The organism is Paenibacillus pini JCM 16418 (assembly GCF_000576305.1).
Taxonomy (GTDB): domain Bacteria; phylum Bacillota; class Bacilli; order Paenibacillales; family Paenibacillaceae; genus Paenibacillus_AQ; species Paenibacillus_AQ pini.
Map to the genome: position 1 here is coordinate 74,057 of NZ_BAVZ01000003.1, position 22,613 is coordinate 96,669.

Annotated in this window: 2 protein-coding genes and 7 pseudogenes; all 9 read left to right on the forward strand. The window is 51.5% G+C overall.

Features of this window, described 5'->3' with window-relative positions; genetic code table 11:
* Position 1 precedes the first annotated feature (1 nt).
* Positions 2-253 (forward strand): annotated as a pseudogene (locus JCM16418_RS27015) (hypothetical protein); the annotation flags it as partial.
* 75 nt (positions 254-328) lie between these two features.
* A pseudogene (locus tag JCM16418_RS26810) lies at positions 329-8,607 on the forward strand (SDR family NAD(P)-dependent oxidoreductase); the annotation flags it as partial.
* A gap of 62 nt (positions 8,608-8,669) precedes the next feature.
* A pseudogene (locus tag JCM16418_RS26815) lies at positions 8,670-10,313 on the forward strand (type I polyketide synthase); the annotation flags it as partial.
* A 1,071-nt stretch (positions 10,314-11,384) separates the two neighbouring features.
* A pseudogene (locus tag JCM16418_RS27020) lies at positions 11,385-13,939 on the forward strand (beta-ketoacyl synthase N-terminal-like domain-containing protein); the annotation flags it as partial.
* Positions 13,940-13,958: 19 nt separating this feature from the next.
* Positions 13,959-14,204, forward strand: a pseudogene (locus JCM16418_RS27025) (hypothetical protein); the annotation flags it as partial.
* 75 nt (positions 14,205-14,279) lie between these two features.
* Positions 14,280-19,262 (forward strand): annotated as a pseudogene (locus JCM16418_RS27030) (beta-ketoacyl synthase N-terminal-like domain-containing protein); the annotation flags it as partial.
* Between the two features lie 834 nt (positions 19,263-20,096).
* Positions 20,097-20,900, forward strand: a pseudogene (locus tag JCM16418_RS27035) (methyltransferase); the annotation flags it as partial.
* A 114-nt stretch (positions 20,901-21,014) separates the two neighbouring features.
* Positions 21,015-21,347: a beta-ketoacyl synthase N-terminal-like domain-containing protein gene (locus tag JCM16418_RS27040; protein ID WP_444543852.1), complete on the forward strand. Its 333-nt coding sequence runs from the start codon at positions 21,015-21,017 to the stop codon at positions 21,345-21,347.
* The gene (locus JCM16418_RS27045; RefSeq protein ID WP_306304752.1) at positions 21,332-22,612 is read left to right on the forward strand and encodes a beta-ketoacyl synthase N-terminal-like domain-containing protein; all 1,281 of its coding nucleotides are present in this window, start codon (positions 21,332-21,334) and stop codon (positions 22,610-22,612) included. Before JCM16418_RS27040 ends, JCM16418_RS27045 begins: the two co-directional genes overlap by 16 nt.
* Position 22,613 lies beyond the last annotated feature (1 nt).

Genomic DNA, 22,613 nt, shown 5'->3' on the forward strand with positions numbered 1-22,613 from the left:
GGTGAAGACCATAAACAAACAAATCGCCTTGTCACTAAAAAATCCGATTATTCAAAACCATGTGGTTTACGGGCAGGAAGTACTGCCTGGATTGGCCTATATCGATATGCTGTATCAAATATTTAGAGAACACGGTTATGATTACTCCCGCCTTCAACTGCGCAACCTGTCCATCTACCGTCCGCTTGCGGTTGGGAATAACGCAGTCGTAGTACTCCGAATCCAATGCAAGGAAGTTTCGAATGGCCATTGGCAGATCACAGTGGAAGGCCAAGAGAAGCAGAACGGCCAATTGCTTGCAAATTCGAAGCAATACGTAAAAGCTGAGATGCTGGAAGGTCCCCAAACGAACTTCGAAGAATCCCTCGCTCTTGATGAGATGGCGGGAAACGCAGGGCGCAGTATCATGCTGGACGAGTTGTACCAGCAGTGTCTTAGTCAGGAATTGGTGCATACCGGCATGATGAAAGCCGAAGGACAAATTCATGAATTGGATGCGAATGTTCTGATGGATATCGCTGTCGGATCGGAATATCAATCCCAAGCTGGGCACTTCATGTTTCATCCAGCCCTGATCGACGGCAGCGGTGTAGGATCGAATCATCTGCTTGCCGCTTTGCTGGATGGAGAACAAAGGCTGTATTTGCCTTTGTTCTACGAATCCTTTAGGGCTTCGGAACTGTTGCAGGACGGATGTTTCACACGTATTCAACGTTCTTCCTTCCGCCGGGAGAAGGAACTGGTTTATCTCACTTTGGAGTACTTCAACAGAGCAGGCAAGAAAGTCGCCGAATTGAATAATTTCACAAGCAAACTCGTACGAGGGGCGGAATTGATCAATCCAGAACGCAAGGAAATTGCCCAGTCGGAACAAGAGCAAAACATCGGTAAGAAGCGATCGATTGTGCACGCGCCGATGGAGAGGGTGTCACAAGAAGGCACGGAGTATGAGGAAATCGAGCTATTTTTGCGTCAGCTGTTTGCAGAGCGATTGGGCAAGGCGGAGGACGAGATCGAGACCGATATCGGCTATTACCAAATGGGTCTAGACTCGCCGGGACTCTTGCAGGTCGTAGAAACGATCGGGAACCAAATCTGCGCCGGGCTGTCTCCGACGTTACTTTTTGAATATACGACCGTTAGTGAACTAGCAACTTATCTCGCCAAGCATTATTGCGGAGCGTTCCAGGCTTCGCTTCCTGAAACCGAAGAGGCCGTCGCACCAAGTTGCGCAGAGCCAATCACGCCTACAGCGGCAGGAGAAATCACCACGCATAGAATTCGGGAAACGGAAGACTCATTCTCCAGAACAACCACACCGGGGGTAGACACTGAAATCGCCATCATCGGTATGGCGGGCCGTTATCCGCAGGCGGGCAATATACACGAGTATTGGAACAATCTCAAAGAGGGAAAAGACTGCATCACGGAAATCCCTAAATCCCGCTGGGATTGGCGGCGGTTTGAGGACATGGCTTCGCCTTCTGGAAAGAAGCTGACCAGATGGGGAGGATTCATCGATCAAGCTGACTGCTTCGATCCGCATTTTTTCCGGATTACGCCGCGCGAAGCGGAAACGATGGACCCTCAAGAGCGGTTATTTCTTGAAACGTGCTGGGAAACGATTGAGGACGCAGGCTATACACCGAAGACGCTGGTTCGACCAAGCGGGCGCTATAACAGACAGCACGTCGGTGTGTTCGTTGGGGTAATGCATAAGGATTACACGTTGGTTGGCGCCGAGGGCATGACCGACGAGAACCGATTCCCTTTGTCGCTGAATTATGCGCAGATTGCCAACAGGGTGTCGTACTTCTGCAATTTTCATGGCCCGAGTATGGCGGTGGATACAGTCTGTTCCTCTTCACTTACGGCCGTTCATTTGGCGCTTGAAAGCATCCGGCACGGGGAGTGTGAGGTGGCCTTGGCCGGTGGCGTCAATCTTTCTCTGCATCCGGGCAAATATTTGACCTACGGTATTTGGGACATGTTCTCCAGCGATGGATACTGTCATACCTTCGGTAAAGGAGGAGACGGATACGTTCCGGGCGAGGGTATAGGGGCCGTCTTGCTCAAGCCTCTTAGTAAAGCCGTACAGGACGGAGATCGGATCTACGCGGTCATCAAAGGAAGTTCGATCAATCATGTCGGTACAGTGAGCGGAATCTCGGTTCCAAGTCCTGTCGCTCAGGCCGATGCGATTGAGTCCTGTTTGGCGAAAGCCGGAATTGACCCGAGAACAATCTCGTATGTGGAAGCCCACGGTACGGGCACTTCCTTAGGAGATCCGATTGAAATCCAAGGTCTGGCCAAGGCTTTCGAGGTTTACACGCAAGATAAACAGTTCTGCTCGATCGGTTCGGTCAAATCAAATATCGGACATGCCGAATCCGCGGCTGGTATCAGCGGTCTGTGCAAGGTCGCGCTTCAGCTTCATAATCAGACACTCGTGCCATCCTTGCATTCGGAAGAACTCAATCCATATCTACAATTAAACCAAACGCCGTTTTACGTGCAGCAGTCGATAGAAGCTTGGAAGCAACCGCTGATGAAAGTAAACGGTATAGATACGCCCTATCCGCGCCGGGCAGGACTCAGTTCTTTTGGCGCAACAGGTTCTAACGCTCATCTCATCCTGGAAGAGTATGTTCCTGAGGTTGAGCAGAACAGTACATTAGAGCCTCATGCTCCCGAGCGGACTCCGGTGATTGTTCCCCTATCTGCCAAAACGCAAGAAAGACTTCAGACCTATGCGAGGAATTTGTCTGCCTTTCTGCATGAAGGAATTCGGCTCCAGGACTTGGCGTACACGCTGCAAGTAGGCCGGGAGGCCATGGAGGCACGGGTTGCCTTTCTGGTGGAAGACCTTCCAGATCTGACCGCTAAATTGGAAGCGTTTGGTGCAGACCGGGAAAAGATCCGGAATTGCTGGAGCGGACTTGTTCGCAAAGGCAAGGAAAAGATCCGCAAAGATGCTTCGGCCTTATTCCCTCAGCCGTTGGCAGAAGCGAATATGTCTGAAATCGCCGAAAGCTGGGTGAAAGGCATCGAACCCGATTGGCAGGCATTGTACGGAGAGGGTCGGCCGAATCGTATCAGTCTGCCGACTTATCCTTTCGAGAAGGTGCGCTATTGGCTGCCCGAACCTATGGTGACAGAGACTCGCGAAGCCCAGCAGCCTACACATCCGGTGGCCGATAACCAACTTCATCCGCTGCTGCACCAAAATGTTTCCGACATTTCAGGTGTCCGCTTTCGTTCCGTCTTTACGGGTAACGAATTCTTTCTTGCAGACCATACCGTAAAAGGGGAACGACTTTTGCCCGGAGCCGCCTATCTGGAAATAGCGAGAGCGGCGGTTGAGCAAGCCATCCCGGCTCACGAGCAAGCACACATTCAACTTCGCAGCGTGGTCTGGCTTCAGCCCTTTGTTGCCGGGGAGCGGGAAACGCAGCTGCAAGTCCGTCTGTATCCAGGGGAGCAGGATGAATTGATTTATGAAGTTTACGGTCCCTCTGAAGACAGCGAATCCACACTTACCATCTATAGCCAAGGAAGAGCGGTCCATTCCCTTACTCCAGATTCCAAACCTCCAGTATGGAATCTTCAAGAATTGTTAGCAGGCTGCAGCGCAGCTACTATTTCATCCGATTCCTGTTATGAGGCTTACAGCAACATGGGCATCGTTCACGGAGCCGGACACCGGGGAGTTGCCAAACTGCATGTAGGAAAAAATCAGGTATTGGCCAAATTGTCGTTGCCTGCTGCCGCTGCTGGCGCTACAAATCCATATGTTTTGCATCCGAGCTTAGTGGATTCAGCCTTGCAGGCGACCATCGGTTTGAAGTGGAAGGGGGAAGCCATCGAATTTGACGTTAATCGGCCTATGCTACCTTTTGCGTTAGAGGAAGCCGATATTTTCGGTCCGTGCCCCGCTTCATTATGGGCGTATATTCGTTATAGCGAGAACAGCGGTGAAGGGGACAATGTGCTCAAATTAGATATCGACTTAATTGACGATGCGGGCAGCGCAATTGCCGCTTTGAGAGGATACTCGGCCCGAGTGCTGGGCGATCGTGCGGGAACGGACAAGGCTTCGAACGGGCTGCTGTATCTGGAACAGGTCTGGGAAGAGAATGCGAGAGAAGCCGCTTCCGGGGATTCGGAGTTTGGCATTCGCCGAGTTATCCTGTGCGACTGGGATCCGGCTGTGGAGCGAGGTGTACAGGCGTTCACAAACAGCGTGCTCTTGCAAGAAAGAGATACGGAAATCCATCAGCGCTTCGAATATTACGCCTTCCAGGCGTTTGAAGACATTCAGAAACTCCTGAACTCCCGGCCGAAAGAGAAGATTCTGGTGCAGCTTATCGTACCTGTACAAGAAGGAACACAGCTGCTCAGCGGACTGTCCGGTTTGCTGAAAACCGCACAATTGGAAAATCCGGCGTTCACCGGTCAGCTGATTGAACTGCAACCTGAAAGCTCTGCGGAGGACATTCTGCAACGATTAAAGGAAAATGAAAAATTCCCACACGACAAGCATATTCGGTATGTGAAGAATCAGCGATGGGTAGCCGAGTGGAAGGAATGGACTGCAGCCGAAGGGAACGAGCTTATTCCGTGGAAGGATCACGGTGTCTATCTCATCACAGGAGGCGCAGGAGGACTGGGGTTGATTTTTGCCGGGGAGATTGCGGGGAAAGTCAAAGAGCCTGTTCTCATCCTCACGGGACGTTCGCCGCTTGCCTCCGAGAAGCGGTCTCAACTGCAAAAGCTGGAACGATTGGGAGCAAAAGTTGTATACCAGCAAATGGATCTTACGCAAGAGGCCGATACTCACGGTCTCATCGAATCGATCCTGGCGGAGCATGGCTTCCTGAACGGCATTATTCACAGCGCAGGCGTTATTCAAGACAACTTCATTATTAAGAAAAGCACGGCAGAAGTACAAGCTGTCTTGGCCCCTAAAGTAAAGGGACTTGTCCATCTGGACGAGGCAAGCAAGGAACTGCCTTTGGATTTCTTCATCCTATTCTCATCCGGTGCAGGAGCGGTAGGCAGTTCGGGACAGGCGGATTACTCCATGGCGAATGCTTTTATGAATATGTATGCGGAGTATCGCACCGAGTTGGTGACTGCCAAGCTGCGTCAAGGCAGAACACTGTCCGTGAACTGGCCGCTCTGGAAAGATGGGGGCATGGGGGTCGATGACGAAACCGCCAAGGCGCTTATCCGGGAAACGGGGATGGCGGCTATGGAGACAAAGTCGGGTATTCGGGCACTGTACCAAGCATGGGCATCGGGAAAAAGCCAAGTGATGGTTGTCGAAGGAGTCGTTGCACGGATGCGTTCCTTCATGAAACAAACCAATCTCACAACCGATGCTGCCGTTACGGAAAACCGCGTTAAACCGCAAATGGCGGAAGGACTCTTTCGAGAAAAAGCGGAGAATTATTTCAAGAACGTGCTTGCTTCTGTCACTAAACTGCCGGTGAACCGGATCGAAGCGGATGCCCCGATGGAAAACTACGGGATTGATTCCATACTCATTATGCACCTTAACGGGGCATTGGAGACCACTTTCGGATCGCTGCCCAAAACTTTGTTTTTTGAGTATACGGATATCCGCTCTTTAACGGATTATTTTGTGGAAACGCAGTTTCCCAAGTTGTCGGAATTGTTGGGGATTCCCCAAGAAACCGAACCGGCAGCCAATTTCATGACAGATAGATCAGAGGAGCCGGAGCCCACTCCGATCAGCTCGAGCCATCGCACCCCATACTTACACGAGCATCGGCGAGTTGAAGCTCCGAGTGAGATCAATGAGTCTGTACAAGAGGACTACGGAATCGCGGTCATCGGGCTGGCGGGACGCTATCCTCAGGCAGATAATGTCCAGGAACTCTGGATGAATCTGACCAACGGAAAAGATTGCATCGTAGAAATTCCGGACGAACGCTGGGACCACAGCTTATACTACGACGCAGAGAAGGGGAAGCCGGGTAAAACCTACAGCAAGTGGGGGGATTTATTAACGACGTTGACAAGTTCGATCCACAGTTCTTTCATATATCGCCAAGAGAAGCGGAACTTATGGATCCTCAAGAGCGGCTGTTTTTGCAGTGTGTTTATGAAACGATCGAAGATGCGGGTTATACAAAGGACAATCTGACCGGGAACAAAGGGGCCGATTTGGGAAGCCGTGTCGGCGTTTATGTTGGAGTTATGTACGAGGAATACCAGCTGTATGGCGCACAGGAGCAGATTTCGGGAAGGCCAAAGGCGCTGAGCGGCAATCCTTCGTCGATCGCGAACAGAGTATCTTACTTTTTCAACTTTCTGGGTCCTAGCATCGCCCTGGATACGATGTGTTCTTCCTCATTGACTGCGATACATTTGGCTTGTCAAAGTTTGCGGCAAGGAGAGTGCGAGGTGGCCATCGCCGGTGGCGTGAACGTCTCCATTCATCCGAACAAATACTTGCTACTGGGACAGGGGAATTTTGTATCGAGCAAGGGACGGTGCGAAAGCTTCGGCCAAGGCGGAGACGGCTATGTGCCTGGCGAGGGCGTCGGTGCCGTGCTGCTTAAACCTGTGGCCAAAGCGATAGCCGACGGGGATCACATTTATGGGATTATTAAAGGAACAGCCGTCAACCATGGGGGCAAGACGAACGGATACTCTGTACCAAATCCGGCTGCTCAAGCCGATGTCATCAGACGCTCTTGGCAGGCGGCGAAAGTTGATCCGAGATCGGTGAGCTATATCGAAGCGCACGGTACTGGGACGACACTGGGAGATCCGATTGAGATCGCAGGTTTGGCCCGGGTATTTGAGGAATCTACGCAAGAAAAACAGTTTTGTTCAATAGGTTCGGCCAAATCCAATATCGGTCATTGCGAAAGTGCAGCAGGAATCGCAGGGTTGACTAAGGTTCTGCTTCAACTTGAGTATGGTCAACTTGTGCCTTCGCTTCATTCCGGTAAGTTGAACGAGAATATTGATTTCGCGAATACGCCATTTAAAGTTCAGCAGGAATTGGCCGAATGGAAGCGGCCTACCGTTGGGGTCAACGGGCAAAAGCGGGAATTCCCTAGAATTGCCGGCATATCTTCGTTTGGCGCTGGAGGCGTGAACGCTCATATCGTCGTTGAAGAATTCAGCCCGGACAGCAAGAAGAAAGCAGAGAAACATACAATTTCTCCATCCTGGGACGGTCCGGTTGTGATTGTGCTGTCAGCGTGGAACGAAGAGAGACTGAAGAAGCAGGCGGAAAGGCTGCTTGCCGCCCTGGAAGCAGGTAAATACAGCGATGCCGATCTGGTCCGTATCGCGTATACGCTGCAGGTCGGACGCGAAGCGATGAACGAGCGCTTAGCTCTGCTGGCGGGAAGTTGTGAGGAGTTGGAGGCGAAGCTGCAGCTGTTCGTCGACGGCTACGAAGGGATCGCAGAGTTATGCAGGGGTCAGGTGAAGGCGAATAAAGATGCTTTGGCCGCCATAATGTCAGATGAGGATATGACCGTTACGATCGAAGCATGGATCAGAAAAGGGAAATACGGCAAGCTGATGGACCTATGGACCAAAGGGTTGAAGGTTGATTGGAGTACATTCTATGGCAATATCCGTCCTTCTAGGATCTCATTGCCGACATACCCATTCGCCAAAGAGCGCTTCTGGATCGGAGAACACGGCAGGAAGGCCGACCGTACGGGATATGAGACCCGCCCTGATGAGTCTCGAACCACGGAACAAAAGATTACTGCTGTTCCGCCGCAGGTGAGGCCGCTCCTGCCAGAGACACCGGCCGCCGCTACGGTGACCGCTAATCCCGTTCACGTAGCTTTGCGGCCCTTAAATGAGGATACGTTCCATCTCGGGAAGATAACGGACGAGATTGTTAGCAGCGCATCGACTGCTTCCGCACCAAAGCTGGAAACTATCGTTGTTCCAGCTGTCTCTATAGAAGCCTTGCAGGCTGAGATGAAAGCGAGTCTGGCGGAAGTTCTTTACATGCATGAAGATGAGGTTGATATAGATGAAACATTTGTCGATCTTGGGATGGACTCGATCACAGGTTTAGAGTGGATAAAAGCCCTTAATAAGCGGTACGGGACCTCAATCACCGTGACAAAAGTTTACGATTACCCGACCATACAAGACTTTGCTGGCTACCTCCAGTCCATGATGCGAAGCAGCCCGATGAGAAAGAAGCCATGAAGTCCTCTGGGTCATTTATTCCGGTCCCGGCGCCCGTAATGCCAGCTCCTGTCGTTTTGCGCCCTTTACAAGATGAACTTGTGACCATTAGCTCTGCTGAAGCAAGTGAGGACGTACTTGTTTCTGATGTAAAAACACCAGCCTCCGTATCTCAAGGCGCGAAGCCATCCATCGTCGCGTCAGCGGAAATTTTACAGACGGAGTTGATTGCGAGCTTGGCGGAGGTCTTGTATATGAGCGAGAACGAGGTTGACGCAGACGAGAAATTTATCGACCTCGGGATGGACTCGATTACAGGCCTGGAATGGATTAAAGCCATCAATAAGCGGTACGGAGCTTCGATCCCGGTTACCAAGATATATGACTATCCGACAATAGTTGATTTTGTCGGCTATTTGAGAAAGGAGCTTAGCTTTTCTGGCGATGCAGGCAGAAGTGTTGTCCCGGACGTGCAGTCCGAAGGGTTGAAGCTGACGAAGCCTGAGGAAGCGGAGATACCTGCTGAATTTGCGGCTCACCCAAGCGCCTCGGCTCCTCCGTTAGCGTCAATTCCTCACCCTGCGGCGACAACATTTGCCAAGCAAACGTTAGAGAGCGAATCTTCAACCGCCAGAGAACCTATTGCTATTGTGGGCATGTCGGGAAGGTATCCAGGCGCAAGTAATCTTAGGCAGTACTGGGAGAATCTCGTGCAAGGGACTAATTCCGTCCGCGAAATCCCCGCATCACGCTGGGACGTGAATAAATACTATGATCCAATGCCAAGTAAGAAGGGGAAAATTTATTGTAAATCGCTTGGGATGTTGGAGGATATTGAGTGTTTCGATCCTTTATTCTTTCACATTTCCCCTTCAGAAGCTGAGCTGATGGATCCTCAACAGCGGATTTTCCTGGAGGAGGCCTACAAAGCATTTGAAGATGCGGGATACAGTGTTTCCTCGTTAAACAATACGAAGTGCGGTGTTTATCTAGGCATTATGAGCAATGAATACGGCAGTATGATGAGCGACATCCAGTCAAGCGCTAGTGCAACCGGCAGCAGCTTTGCAATTGCAGCGGCCCGTGTATCGTATTATCTCAACCTGAAAGGGCCGGCAATCCCTATCGATACAGCCTGTTCCTCTTCTTTAGTGGGTACGCATTTGGCCTGTCAAGCTTTGGCCAGCCGGGAAATTGATATGGCGCTCGTGGGTGGCGTTACGCTGTACCTGACTCCGGGATCATACATTAGCATGTGCTCTGCGGGTATGTTGTCGCCTGATGGACAATGTATGACATTTGATAACCGTGCTAACGGTTTTGTTCCGGGAGAAGGGGCCGGCACTTTGGTTCTCAAGAGGCTGTCGGATGCGGAAGCTGCCGGAGATCAGATCTATGGGGTGATCGTGGGTTCCGGGATCAATCAGGACGGCAGAACCAACGGGATTACGGCACCTAGCGCAAGCAGTCAAATGGAATTAGAACGCGAAATTTATGAAAAATACAACATTAATCCGGAAAGCATCAGTTATGCCGAAATGCACGGAACCGGAACGAAACAGGGCGACCCCATAGAATTGGAGGCGCTGTCCACCGTGTTTAAAGAAAAGACGGCGAAGAATAACTTTTGCGCGATAGGCTCAGTCAAAAGCAACATTGGCCATACCTCGGCTGCATCGGGCATAGCAAGTGTTCAAAAAGTCCTGTTATGCATGCAGAAAGAAACACTTGTGCCTACTCTGAATTTTCACCAGCCAAACGATCATTTTGACTTCGCCAACTCACCGTTCTATGTCAACACGCAAGTGAAGCCATGGACATCTACCGGAAGTCTGCCTCTACGTGCGTGTGTCAGCTCTTTCGGCTTTAGTGGAACAAATGCGCATGTGGTGGTGGAAGCTTACGTTCCCAACACTGCACGGTCCTCGGCCTCATTGGCTTCACGGGAGGCTGGACAGCCGCTGCTTATGGTCTTGTCTGCCAAGAAAAAAGAGCAGCTGAACACCCAAGTCGGGGAGATACGGGACTTTCTGCTTGCGGAGCCGGATCTTGAGCTTGCAGATGCTGCCTATACGCTTCAAATCGGTCGTGAACCGATGGATTACCGTGTGGCTGTTGTTGCGGACTCACGGGAAAAGTTGCTGTGTCTGCTCGATGCCTATCGGTCCGGCCGTCCAGCGGAAGGAGTCTTCACCGCTTACGTGAAAGAGCGCCGGCAGGAAATTCGAATCTTTGAAACTGATGAGGATGCTAAGGCGCTATCGGAAGCGTGGATCGAGAAGAAGAAGCTGCACAAGATCGCGGAGCTATGGGTAAAGGGATGGAACTTGGACTGGAACAGGCTGCATGGGGAGATCAAACCCCGTCGGATCAGTATGCCTGCATACTCCTTCGCAAAGGAGCCGTATTGGTTGCCCAAACTCACACTTCAAACCGATCACGTTTCGCCATTTGCTTCTTCATCCGTTGAAGCTGATCGACCCGAGATCGCACCAACAAAACGGGTTCCGCGCTTGCTGAGAAAGCATTGGAGGCCAAGTTCTTCCACTCAGGCGAGGAAAAACGTTCAATCCATTGTGATCTTGGCAAATTCGGAGACCGCAAATCTGGCGGACAAGCTATCCCGTTATTTTCCGCGATATGAGATTGTAAATGCGGATCGGAACGATATTTCATCCGGATACGAATGGCGTAACTACGACGGATTGGTTGACCTGATTGGCTGTGGCATCGAAGCGGACGAATCGGTTGGCTGGGTCGAATGGGTACAAAAGCTGGTTGAACACGGGAACAAAGAGGGACTAACCTTACTCGGTGTTACTAAAGGCTTGGAATCGCTGCAAAATGACCGTGTGAATCTTGCAGGCGCTTCCCGTGCCGGGTTGTACCGCATGCTTCAAAGTGAATACAGCTATCTTCATTCGAGGCATATGGATACAGATGCTTCTGCCGAAGATGATGAATTAGCGCGGTTGATTGCAGAGGAGCTGATCTTAGACAGCGAGGAGCCTGAAGTGTGCTACAGAAAAGGACAACGATATACTTCTCTTCTAGAAGAGGAGCCCTTTTCGGACGAGAACGGGGAGTTTGCCTTAGAAGTTGAGGCTTTTCCAGAAGATCACGTCCTGCTCATAACAGGGGGAACACGCGGACTCGGACTCTTGTGTGCTAAACATTTTGTTCGGAAGTATAACGTGAAGAAACTCGTGCTTACCGGACGTGAGCCGCTGCCTCCACGTGATGAGTGGGACAGGCTCAATCAGATGAACGACTCCACCCGCAGGAGGATTCGAGCCATACAGGAGCTGGAAGACTTGGGTATCCAAGTGCATGTTCTGTCGCTTCGGTTGTCGGATGAGGACGCCGTGTGGCACAGTCTGCAGAATATTGTTCGCAAATTGGGGCCGATCGGCGGGGTGATTCACTGCGCGGGTATGGCAGACTGGCGAAACCCTGCCTTTATTCGGAAAAACACCGAGGATATCAAAAAGGTTCTTGAGCCTAAAGTGGAGGGGCTTTATACATTGTACCGACTGCTCCCGAAGGAGCCTCTGCAATTTTTCGTGCTCTTCTCATCTGTATCATCAATTGTTCCTTCCCTTGCCTCGGGACAAAGTGATTATGCGATGAGCAATGCGTATATGGATTACTTTGCCGAAGCGTACCAAGAAGAACTGCCTATCGTCAGCATCCAATGGCCGAACTGGAAAGAAAGCGGTATGGGCGAAGCTAAAAGCAAGACGTACGCGGAAACCGGTCTATTGGGTATGACCGATACAGAAGGCTTACAGTGGTTGGATCTGATATTGGCGCAGAAGCTACGTTCCGTAGTCCTACCTGCCTTTGTAGATACAGAGCACTGGAAACCGGACTTGCTGCTACGCCGTGACGTTCCAAAGATGCGCCCGTCCGAAGCAGGTAATGTTCGGGCGAAATCGCCGGAGGACGCAAGTAAAAAGGCGACGGGAGATATTTATGAAAAAACACAAGCCTGGTTGATCGAATTATTTGCGAAGGAGCTAAAAATCCTTCCCGATCACCTGGCGGCGGATGAACCTTTTCAGGAGTACGGGGTCGATTCCATCATCCTGACCCAACTGCTGCAGCAAATCAACGGGGAGATAGGGGCCAATCTCGATCCTTCTATTATCTATGAATATCCGTCCATTCAAAGTTTTGCGGCCTGGTTGTCTAAAGATTTTGCGAGCGCGTTGACTAAAGTGACGGGGAACTTGCCGGCAGGCATTGTTGACACAGGTACTTCCGAACAGCGCCCCGCTGTACCGTTGATAGACCGCGCCCAATCGGAGTTGTCCGAAGAGCTGAACAGTCGGTCAAGCGTGCGAGGTACCCAAGCAAAAGATATTGCCGTAGTCGGGCTATCCTGCCGTTTCCCTGGCGCGGATAATCTGGACGCCTTTTGGGAACTCCTGTCTGCAGGGAGATCGGCAATCCGTCAGGTACCCGAGAAAAGATGGCATCATGAAGGCACTTGTTATGCGGGACTGTTGAACGATATCCATCATTTTGACCCATCGTTCTTCCAGCTTTCTGAGGAAGACGCCAGGGCGATGGATCCGCAATCACTTGTCGTGCTGGAGGAATGCCTCAATCTTTGGTATCACGCTGGGTACGCCCATGAGGAGATCAAGGGCAAAGCCATTGGCGTGTATCTGGGGGGGCGAAGCAGCACAGGCCGACAGAGGAGAGTTTGCAGCACATACGCAATCCGATCGCTGCCATGGGCCAAAATTATATGGCGGCCAATGTTTCACATTTCTTCGATTTGCGTGGCCCGAGTGTCGTTATTGATACCGCTTGCTCTTCCGCGCTGGTCGGCATGAATATGGCGATTCAAGCGCTTCACACCGGCGATATAGAAGCCGCGGTCGTAGGCGGGGTAAGCTTGCTGGATACAGAGGACGCTTACAGAATGTTCGGACAGCGGGGGATATTGTCTGAGGGGTCTTCCTTCCACATCTTCGATGAGCGGGGCAGCGGAATTGTGCTCGGCGAAGGCGTTGGCATCGTGCTTTTGAAAACATTGGATCAGGCACTCCGCGACGGGGATTCGATTTATGCCGTCGTTAAAGCGGCAGCCGTTAATAACGATGGCCGGACTGTAGGTCCGGCAGCGCCGAATCTGCAAGCCCAGAAGGATGTCATGCGGGCGGCTTTAGACCGAAGCGGAAAACGTCCGGAGGATATCTCGTATATCGAGGCCAACGGCTCGGGTTCGGCCGTGACCGATTTGCTGGAGCTCAAGGCTATCCAGTCTGTCTATCGTGCCAAAGGACCAGATCCAATCGGCGTCGGCTCGGTAAAGCCGAACATCGGACATCCGCTTTGTGCCGAAGGTATTGCTGGCTTTATTAAAGTCGTGCTCATGCTCCAGCATCGGCGTCAGGTTCCGTTCTTGTCCGGAGAACAGGCAATGCCTCATTTCGATCATGAATCTGCGGGCATTCAATTCAACCGCGAAGCGGCGGAGTGGGGAGAATCCCAACCGGTGGCAGCGATCAATTGTTTTGCCGACGGAGGCACAAACGCGCATGTCATCTTGGAACACTGGGTGGAACAGGCCGGGTATCTGACTCGCCGTCGTCCCTTACTTACACCGGAATTGAAGAAGCGGTCCTTGACTGCGGAAGTTGCTGGGATGACAGCGGCCGGAAAGATAGCGAGAGAGCCTCAAGTCGCACTGGGTGCTAGAGGGGTATTCTGGAAAACCTTTGCATAAGAGAGGAGTTGCCACAAACGTGATCATCGAGCAGTTTAACTTAACGCTGAACAATCCTGTGCTCAGCCACCACAAGGCACATGGACAAGAATTGCTGCCAGGCTTGGCTTACATTGATCTCATTTATCAAACTTTTGATACGCATGGCTACGCTTATTCAGAACTTGAGCTTCGTCAGGTTACCCTTTATCACCCCTTGGTTGTGGCACCAGATAGTGAAATCCAGCTCACCATATCATGTACGGAAGCTCAGGCTGGCCAATGGCATATTCGCATCGAGGGTCAAGTACTGCAAGGCGATAGCAGATCGGACGGGAAAGTCCGCTATGCGAGCGCGGAAATGAGTAAGAAGACGCCAATAACTTATGATGAAACGCTGGTTTTTACACATGTCAAAGCTACGTCAAAGCATGTAGCCAATTTAGAGGAAATATACGGGCAATGCCGGAGGCAGGATTTGGTGCATACCGGGTTCATGAAGGCTGAAGGATTGGTCTGCCTAACGGACACGGACAGCGTAATGGAGATTGCGGTGGGTCCGGAGGCCAGTCTTCATGCGGAGCAATTCCTATTTCATCCTGTTCTTCTGGATGGGAGCGGGATCGGAACTTCTCTTCTAATTTCCGCCGTAATAAAAGATGAACCGCGACTGTATCTGCCTATGTACTTCGAGTCCTTTTACGCAACCGAACCATTGCGCAGCAATTGTATTACCCGAATTCAGAACTCGTCAGTACGTATCGAAAAAGAATTGATCTACATGACGCTGGAATTTTTCAATGCCGCGGGCAGAAAAGTCGCCGAACTGAAAAATATCGCAAGCAAGCTCGTTCGGGCATCTGAACTTATCCAGTCAGATCGTAAGAGCATGGTAGGGGGGACTGAGGAGGTCTCCTTCCCTTCCGGCATGACCGTGTTACAGCCTCAATCCGGCAGTGGAGGCGTATACGGATCTATCGAGCTGTTTCTCCGGGAACTGCTGGCAGAACAGTTAGGCAAATCATCTGAAGAGATTCATACAGGGATGGGTTTTTATCAATTGGGGCTGGATTCATCGAACTTGTTGCATGTTGTCGAATCATTGGGAAGTCAAATTGACGTTAGCTTACCGCCGACCTTGCTGTTCGAATATACCAACATAGCTGATTTGGCAGCCTACCTTGCCGAGCATTACGGCGAAAACTTCCGTAGGCTGACTTCTCAGATAAGAGAAGAACACGCAAAAGCCACGGCGGGTGTGCCTGAAGCAGGTAATGCGTCCGTCTCGCGTAAGGAATTGAAGGCTGCTGTTGATCAGCCCAGGGCTGCAATGTCAACTTCTGCACAGGAAGAGCACGAAGATATCGCCATCATCGGTATGGCTGGCCGTTACCCGCAGGCAGACAACCTTCAGGAGTTTTGGAACAACCTCATAGAGGGAAGAGATTGCATTACTGAAATTCCCGCATCTCGTTGGGATATGCGGAAGTTCGCAGACCTCTCTTCGCCAACAGGGAAACATGTGTCGAAATGGGGCGGATTTATTGAGGATTCAGACTGCTTTGATCCCCAGTTTTTTCGGATATCGCCTAGGGAAGCCGAAACGATGGACCCTCAGGAGCGGTTGTTCCTGCAAACATGCTGGGAAACGATTGAAGATGCCGGCTATACGCCGAAGACGCTGACCCATCCAAAGGGACGGCACAATAGGCATCGTGTAGGCGTTTTTGTCGGAGTGATGCATAAGGATTATGCCTTGATCGGCGCAGAGAACATATCCAGCGACAATCTTTTTCCACTTTCCCTGAACTATGCGCAAATTGCTAACCGGGTGTCGTACTACTGTAATTTTCATGGCCCGAGCATGGCAGTGGATACGGTCTGCTCTTCCTCATTGACGGCTGTGCATTTGGCGTACGAAAGCATTCGGCATGGGGAGTGTGAGGTGGCCTTGGCAGGCGGAGTAAACCTGTCTTTGCATCCGAATAAATACCTCAGCTACAGTGATATGCACGCCAGTGACGGGTATTGCCGGACGTTCGGCCAAGGCGGGGACGGTTATGTCTCAGGAGAGGGAGTAGGGGCCGTGCTCCTGAAGTCCCTCCGTGCAGCCGTTCGGGACGGGGACCGGATCTATGCGGTTATCAAGGGGAGTGCGATCAATCATGTCGGCACAGTGAGCGGAATAACCGTTCCTCATCCCGTGGCACAGGCTGATGTGATTGATGCTTCTTTAGCCAAAGCCGGAATCGACCCGAGAACGATCTCCTATGTGGAAGCCCACGGCACGGGCACATCCTTAGGCGATCCGATCGAAATTCAGGGCCTGGCCAAAGCTTTCGGGGCTTACACCCAAGATAAGCAGTTCTGCTCGATCGGTTCAGTCAAATCGAACATCGGACATGCCGAGTCGGCCGCAGGCATCAGCGGTCTGTGTAAGATCGCCCTTCAGCTTCATTATCAGAAGCTTGTGCCGTCCTTGCATTCTGAAGAGCTTAATCCATATCTGGAGCTGGATCAGACCCCGTTTTACGTCCAGCAGAAAACCGAGGAATGGAAGAACCCTATATTTACGGACAACGGCAATGAGATCGTCTGCCCACGTCGGGCGGGACTGAGCTCCTTCGGGGCGTCGGGTTCCAATGCACATCTTATTTTGGAAGAATACGTGCCTGGAGCTGTGCAGGAGAATCCGGAAATTCATCCTCGCGTTTTAGCTCAGGCGATTGTCCCCTTATCCGCGAGAAATGAAGAACGTCTTCAGGCATATGCCAAGAAGTTGTCTGCCTATCTGCACGAAGGGATCCGGCTCCAAGACTTGGCCTATTCGCTGCAAGTGGGACGGGAAGCGATGGAGGAACGAGCCGTATTTATCGTAAGTAGCATCCCAGAGTTGATTGCCAAGCTGGATGCGTTCGGGGACTTACAGGAGGTGCCGCGCGGTTGCTGGCGTGGGCACGTCAGTAATGGCAGCCTGGCGGGGACCGACTTATTCGGCGGAGATATATTATCTTCGGACACGCTGCAGATGTGGGCCCAACAAGATGAACTGTATAAAATTGCCGAGCGGTGGGTTCAAGGAATAGAAGTTGATTGGAACGGCTTGTACACAGATAATCGCAAGCCGCGCCGGATTAGCGCGCCGACGTATCCGTTTGCACGCGAACGCTATTGGGTTCCGGAAAAATCCCGGACCCGCAAACCTGACGTCTTTGCGGCGATTCACCCGCTGCTTCATCTGAATACATCCGATTTTACGGTACAGCGATTCAGTTCCACCTTCACAGGACAAGAGTTTTTCTTTGCAGATCATGTCGTGAAGGGTGGGCGTATTTTACCGGGTGTAGCTTATTTGGAAATGATTCGTGCGGCTGCCCAGCAGGCAATGGGCGTCCAGGAAAAGGACAAACCTGTTATTCGGATCAAGGATGTCATCTGGCTTCGTCCCCTTCATCACGAGCAGGGAACTCTTCAAGTACAAATCGCTCTTTCTCCAGAGGAAAACGGAGAGATCGTCTGCGAGATCTATAGTGAACCGACCGGCGACGCGGCATCTCCGCTTATCTATTGCCAAAGCCGCGTTGAATTCGTCTCCGATGGGGCGATTCCGCCTTTTGACCTAAACCGGTTGAAGAACGAATGCGGCATCCAATTGGCAACACCAGATGAGTGCTATTCGGCATTAACACAAATGGGGATTGACTACGGTCCTGGATTCAGAGGGATTACCGAAATATATGCTAGTCAACATGATGTATTGGCCAAAATTTGTTTACCGCCTTCCGTCCGTCATACGGAAGATGAGTTCGTGTTGCATCCGAGTCTACTGGATGCCGGATTTCATGCGTCTATCGGATTTTTGGGCGATACGGTCCGGCAATTGGCACACGGTAGCGAATCGTCCAGCAGTCTGGGGCTGCCCTTCGCTCTTCAGGAGCTTGACATTATCCGTCCCTGTCAGCCAGTGATGTGGTCGTATATTCGATACGCCAAGGATAACGGTACAGATGCCAAAATAACGTCATATGATATCGATCTGTGCGACGAACATGGGCACATTTGCGTGCGCATGAAGGGGGCATCAATCCGTGCACTTGAAGCGGCAGCTGCACCAAGTTCCAAGGAGGAAAGAGACCTCGAAGAACTCGAGAAGCAGCCTCCCGTCGGACACCAGCTTCTGCTGCCTGTTTGGGAACCGATCCCGGTATCCGAAGTGTCAACTACAACTGTGGGTTCCTTAAAGGAACGAATGATTATCGTCGGTGGAACAGACGAGCAGCGAGCGGTTTTGCAGCAATATTATCCGCAAGCCGTGATTGTTCCGCTACCTCTGTCTGACGAAATCGAAAAAGTGGCTAAAAAACTGGGAGCCTACGGTGACATTAATCATGTCGTATGGGTGGGAGATGATGATCTGCCGGATTCCTTGTCCGATGACACTTTGCTTATCAAGCAAAATCACGGTGTGATGGAAATTTTTCGGATCATGAAAGCCCTTCTCCGTCTTGGCTACGGAAGGAGAGACCTCTGTTGGAGTCTGGTTACAATACAATCGCAAGCCGTATATGAGCATGAAACCATCTCGCCCGCCCATGCCGGTATTCACGGTTTGGCCGGTACGATGGCCAAAGAGTATCCCGGGTGGCAAGTTCGCATTATGGATATGGAAAAAGAGGGGACTTGGCCGGTCAGTTTGATGTTTGCTATGCCGACGAGTCGTCATGGTCAATTATTCGCTTACCGGAACGGGCAATGGCTTGAAAGACAGCTGATCCCATTTCGTCATGAACCTGCTGGGCGAACATTGTACAAGACCAGAGGCGTATACATCGTGATCGGCGGTGCCGGGTATATCGGCGAAGTATGGAGTGAATATATGATTCGCACCTACAATGCACAGATCGTCTGGATCGGGCGCAGCACGCTGAATGCTTCGATTCAAGCCAAACTCGACCGGATGAAGCGCTTCGGGCCAGCTCCGGAATATCTCTCGGCAGATGCGTCCGATCTGGATGCGCTGCGGCAAGCCTATCAAACGATCAAGAAGCGTCACCCGCGGATTCAGGGTATCGTTCATGCTGCTATGGTGCTGTCTGAGCAAAGTCTGGAAAATATGGAACCTGCGGAATTCCGCAGCGGATTGTCAGCTAAAGTGGATACTGCTGTGCGAATGGCTCAAGTCTTCCAGGACGAGCCATTAGACTTTGTCCTGTTTTTCTCTTCACTCGTAGCTTATATCAAGAATGTGAAGCAAAGTCATTATACTTCCGGCTGCGCTTTTGCGGATTCTTTTGCCCATTGGATTTCCGAGCGGCAGACGTACCCGGTAAAAGTCATGAACTGGGGGTACTGGGGCAACGGCGAAGTGGCGAAGGACGAACAATTCGAAGGTTTGTTCGATCAGATCGGCTTGGGCTTGATTCAAGCGGAAGAGGGAATGGCGGCACTCGAAGCGTTGCTGACAAGTCCCGTCGATCAGGTCGCTATGATTCGTACGACGAAGCCGATTGTCGTAGAGGGCATGAATCCTTCTGAGCGAATAGAAGTCTATTCACCGAAGGAAGGAAAGTCTGTACAGGTAGGTCAGCTTCCAATACCAAGGAAAAAGAGACTACCTGAAGCTTCCGGCAGGGATCAGAGCCGCGAGATGGAAAGACTGCTCCATAAGTTGCTATTCAATCAATTGCAGTCACTAGACTTGTTTGCGGCTTCGCCCGTAACATCTTCCGGCCTGATTTCCTCCGGTAAGGTGGTGGGGCGGTATGAGAAGTGGCTGGGAGAAAGCTTGGCGATCTTGACCCGCGATTGCGATCTGATTCAAGAGGGGGACGCATATTCTACTGTTCAGCCGATTCACTTCGACCAGGCTGCGATTTGGCAGGAGTGGGAAGCGAAAACTGCAGTATGGCGGAGCGATCCCCACATGAGCGCCATGTCGGTTTTGGTGGACACAACCGTTCGTGCTCTACCGGATATTCTGTCCGGTCAAGTTCCGGCTACCGATATTATGTTTCCGGCTTCTTCCATGGAGCTTGTTGAAGGCATCTATAAGCACAATCCCGTTGCGGATTACTTTAATGAAGTATTGGGAGACACCTTAACGACCTATTTGCAGCAAAGATTGAAGCAGGATTCCCAGACGCGTATTCGTATATTGGAGATTGGTGCGGGTACTGGCGGGACTAGCGCCGGTCTTTTTCAGAGGCTGCAGCCTTTCCAGGAACATGTGCAGGAATACTGCTATACGGATATTTCCCGCGCCTTCTTGCTTCACGCTGAGAAGGAGTACGGTCCTGACAATGCTTATTTAACCTACCGCATTTTCAGCGTAGAAGAGCCCCTTGCAGGGCAAGACGTGGATGAGGGCGGTTACGATGTGGTGATCGCAGCCAATGTGCTCCACGCCACCAGAAATATTCGCCAAACGCTTCGCAACGCTAAAGCATTGCTGAAAAATGGCGGTCTGCTTTTGTTAAATGAAATGGCAGACAACAGCCTTGCGACTCATCTGACGTTCGGGCTGCTTGAAGGATGGTGGCTGTCGGAAGACCCTGAGCTGCGCATTGCGGGCTGTCCCGGTCTGTATCCTGAAGCCTGGCAGCAGGTATTGGTCAGCGAGGGCTTTCCTTCGGTGATTTTCCCGGCTGAACACGCACACGGGCTGGGTCATCAAATCATAGCGGCCGCAAGCAACGGGGTCATCCGCCAAAAGCAAGGCTCTGCATCCCCTTCCATTCTAAGGAATAAGAGAGCAGGGGGCCGAAAAACAACCAATCAGCCGGAACAGCGGAACTTTGACAAGCGGCCGGGACAGGCAGAGGATGGGGCTCTTAGGGAGAATGGCACGGCCTATCTGGCCAAGTTGATTGGGGAAACTTTGAAGATCCCTGCCTACAAGATTGATTCCTCCGCTCCACTCGAGATATACGGGATTGACTCGATTGTCGTGGTCCAGTTGACGAATACGCTGCGGAAGGTACTCGATCACGTAACCAGCACGTTGTTTTTTGAGTGTCAGACCATCGATGCGCTTGTGGAGCATTTCATCGGAACGCAAAGGGATGCTTTTATGAAGCTATTGGGCCTAGAGGCCAGTATGGAACCCGTTGATATACAAGCAGCCATCGATGAAACGCCTCGGGAAACCAGATTCGTTCAAGCAACGAATAGATTCCGTACGCACGCAAAACCGGAAAACGCAAGCGATAAGGAACGGGGATCGCTTGCAACAGGGTCTCGCGACGTGGCAATTATCGGTGTTTCGGGGAGGTACTCCGATGCGGGAAGCATAGGCGAATTGTGGAGTAATTTAAAAGAAGCAAAGAATTGCATCAAAGAAATTCCCGCGGAGCGTTGGGACTGGAAGGAATGGTACCACAACCAGAAAGGCAAAAAAGGAACGATCTACACGAAATGGGGGGATTCATAGACGATTATGACCGGTTTGATCCTTCTTTCTTTCAAATCTCTCCGTTAGAGGCGGAAAGAATGGATCCTCAGGAACGCGTATTTTTGGAAACGGCCTATGCAAGCATCGAAGACGCAGGATATACGCCGGGGAACCTATGTACTAGCAGAAAGATCGGCGTCTTTGTCGGAGTGATGAACAAATATTATCCGACTGGCTATGGCTACTGGTCAATGGCCAACCGGATTTCGTACCTGTTGAATTTCCAAGGCCCGAGCTTGGCTGTCGATACCGCATGTTCATCTTCTCTAACTGCCATCCATCTAGCTCTGGAGAGCCTCTACAGCGGTTCGAGTGAATGCGCAGTCGCAGGCGGCGTGAATCTGATCGTAGACCCTGTTCATTATTTGAATCTATCGACCATGACAATGCTCTCATCCGGCGACAAATGCAGGGCATTCGGGAATCAGGCAGATGGCTTTGTAGATGGCGAGGGCGTGGGGGCCGTTGTTCTCAAACCTCTAGAAAAAGCAATTGCGGACGGCGATCACATTTATGGCGTTATCAAGGGCAGCATGATCAATTCCGGCGGGAAAACGAACGGTTACACCGTGCCCAATCCTGTGGCTCAAGGCCAATTGATTAAAGAGACTTTGGAACGGGCGAATGTGGAAGCCCGATCAATCAGTTATTTGGAAGCTCACGGCACCGGCACTGCACTGGGAGATCCGATCGAAATCGCCGGACTGACGCGGGCATTCGAGCCGGAAACATCGGATCGACAGTTTTGCGCGATCGGTTCGATTAAATCCAATATTGGGCATTGCGAAAGCGCGGCGGGAATCGCGGCGTTGACCAAAGTGCTGCTCCAATTCAAGCATGGGCAGCTCACGCCTTCCTTGCATACGGAGGTACTGAATCCTGAAATTGACTTTGCCCGGACCCCATTTGTTGTCCAGAGAGAGCTTGAGGAATGGAAGCGCCCGGTCATTGACGGAAAAGAGATGCCGCGCTGCGCCGGAATCAGCAGCTTTGGAGCTGGCGGAGCGAATGCCCATCTTATCCTGGAGGAGTATAGGCCGCAAATAGTAGCGAAGCCATCTCTTCAGACGAAGCGTCCTGCCTTAATCGTACTCTCTGCGAAAACTAAGGAGCAGCTCAACGATCGGGCCAAGCGGCTGCTCACGGCAATTCGTGAGGAGAGATATGCCGAAGATGCGCTGATACGGATTGCATATAGCTGCAAATCGGACGCGAAGCCATGGATGAGCGGCTCGGCTTTCTAGC

Excerpts from the sequence above, each read along its gene's own strand:
- JCM16418_RS27040 (WP_444543852.1), top strand. The coding sequence starts at position 21,015 with ATGGAACCCGTTGATATACAAGCAGCCATCGATGAAACGCCTCGGGAA.
- JCM16418_RS27045 (WP_306304752.1), top strand. The coding sequence starts at position 21,332 with ATGGGGGGATTCATAGACGATTATGACCGGTTTGATCCTTCTTTCTTT.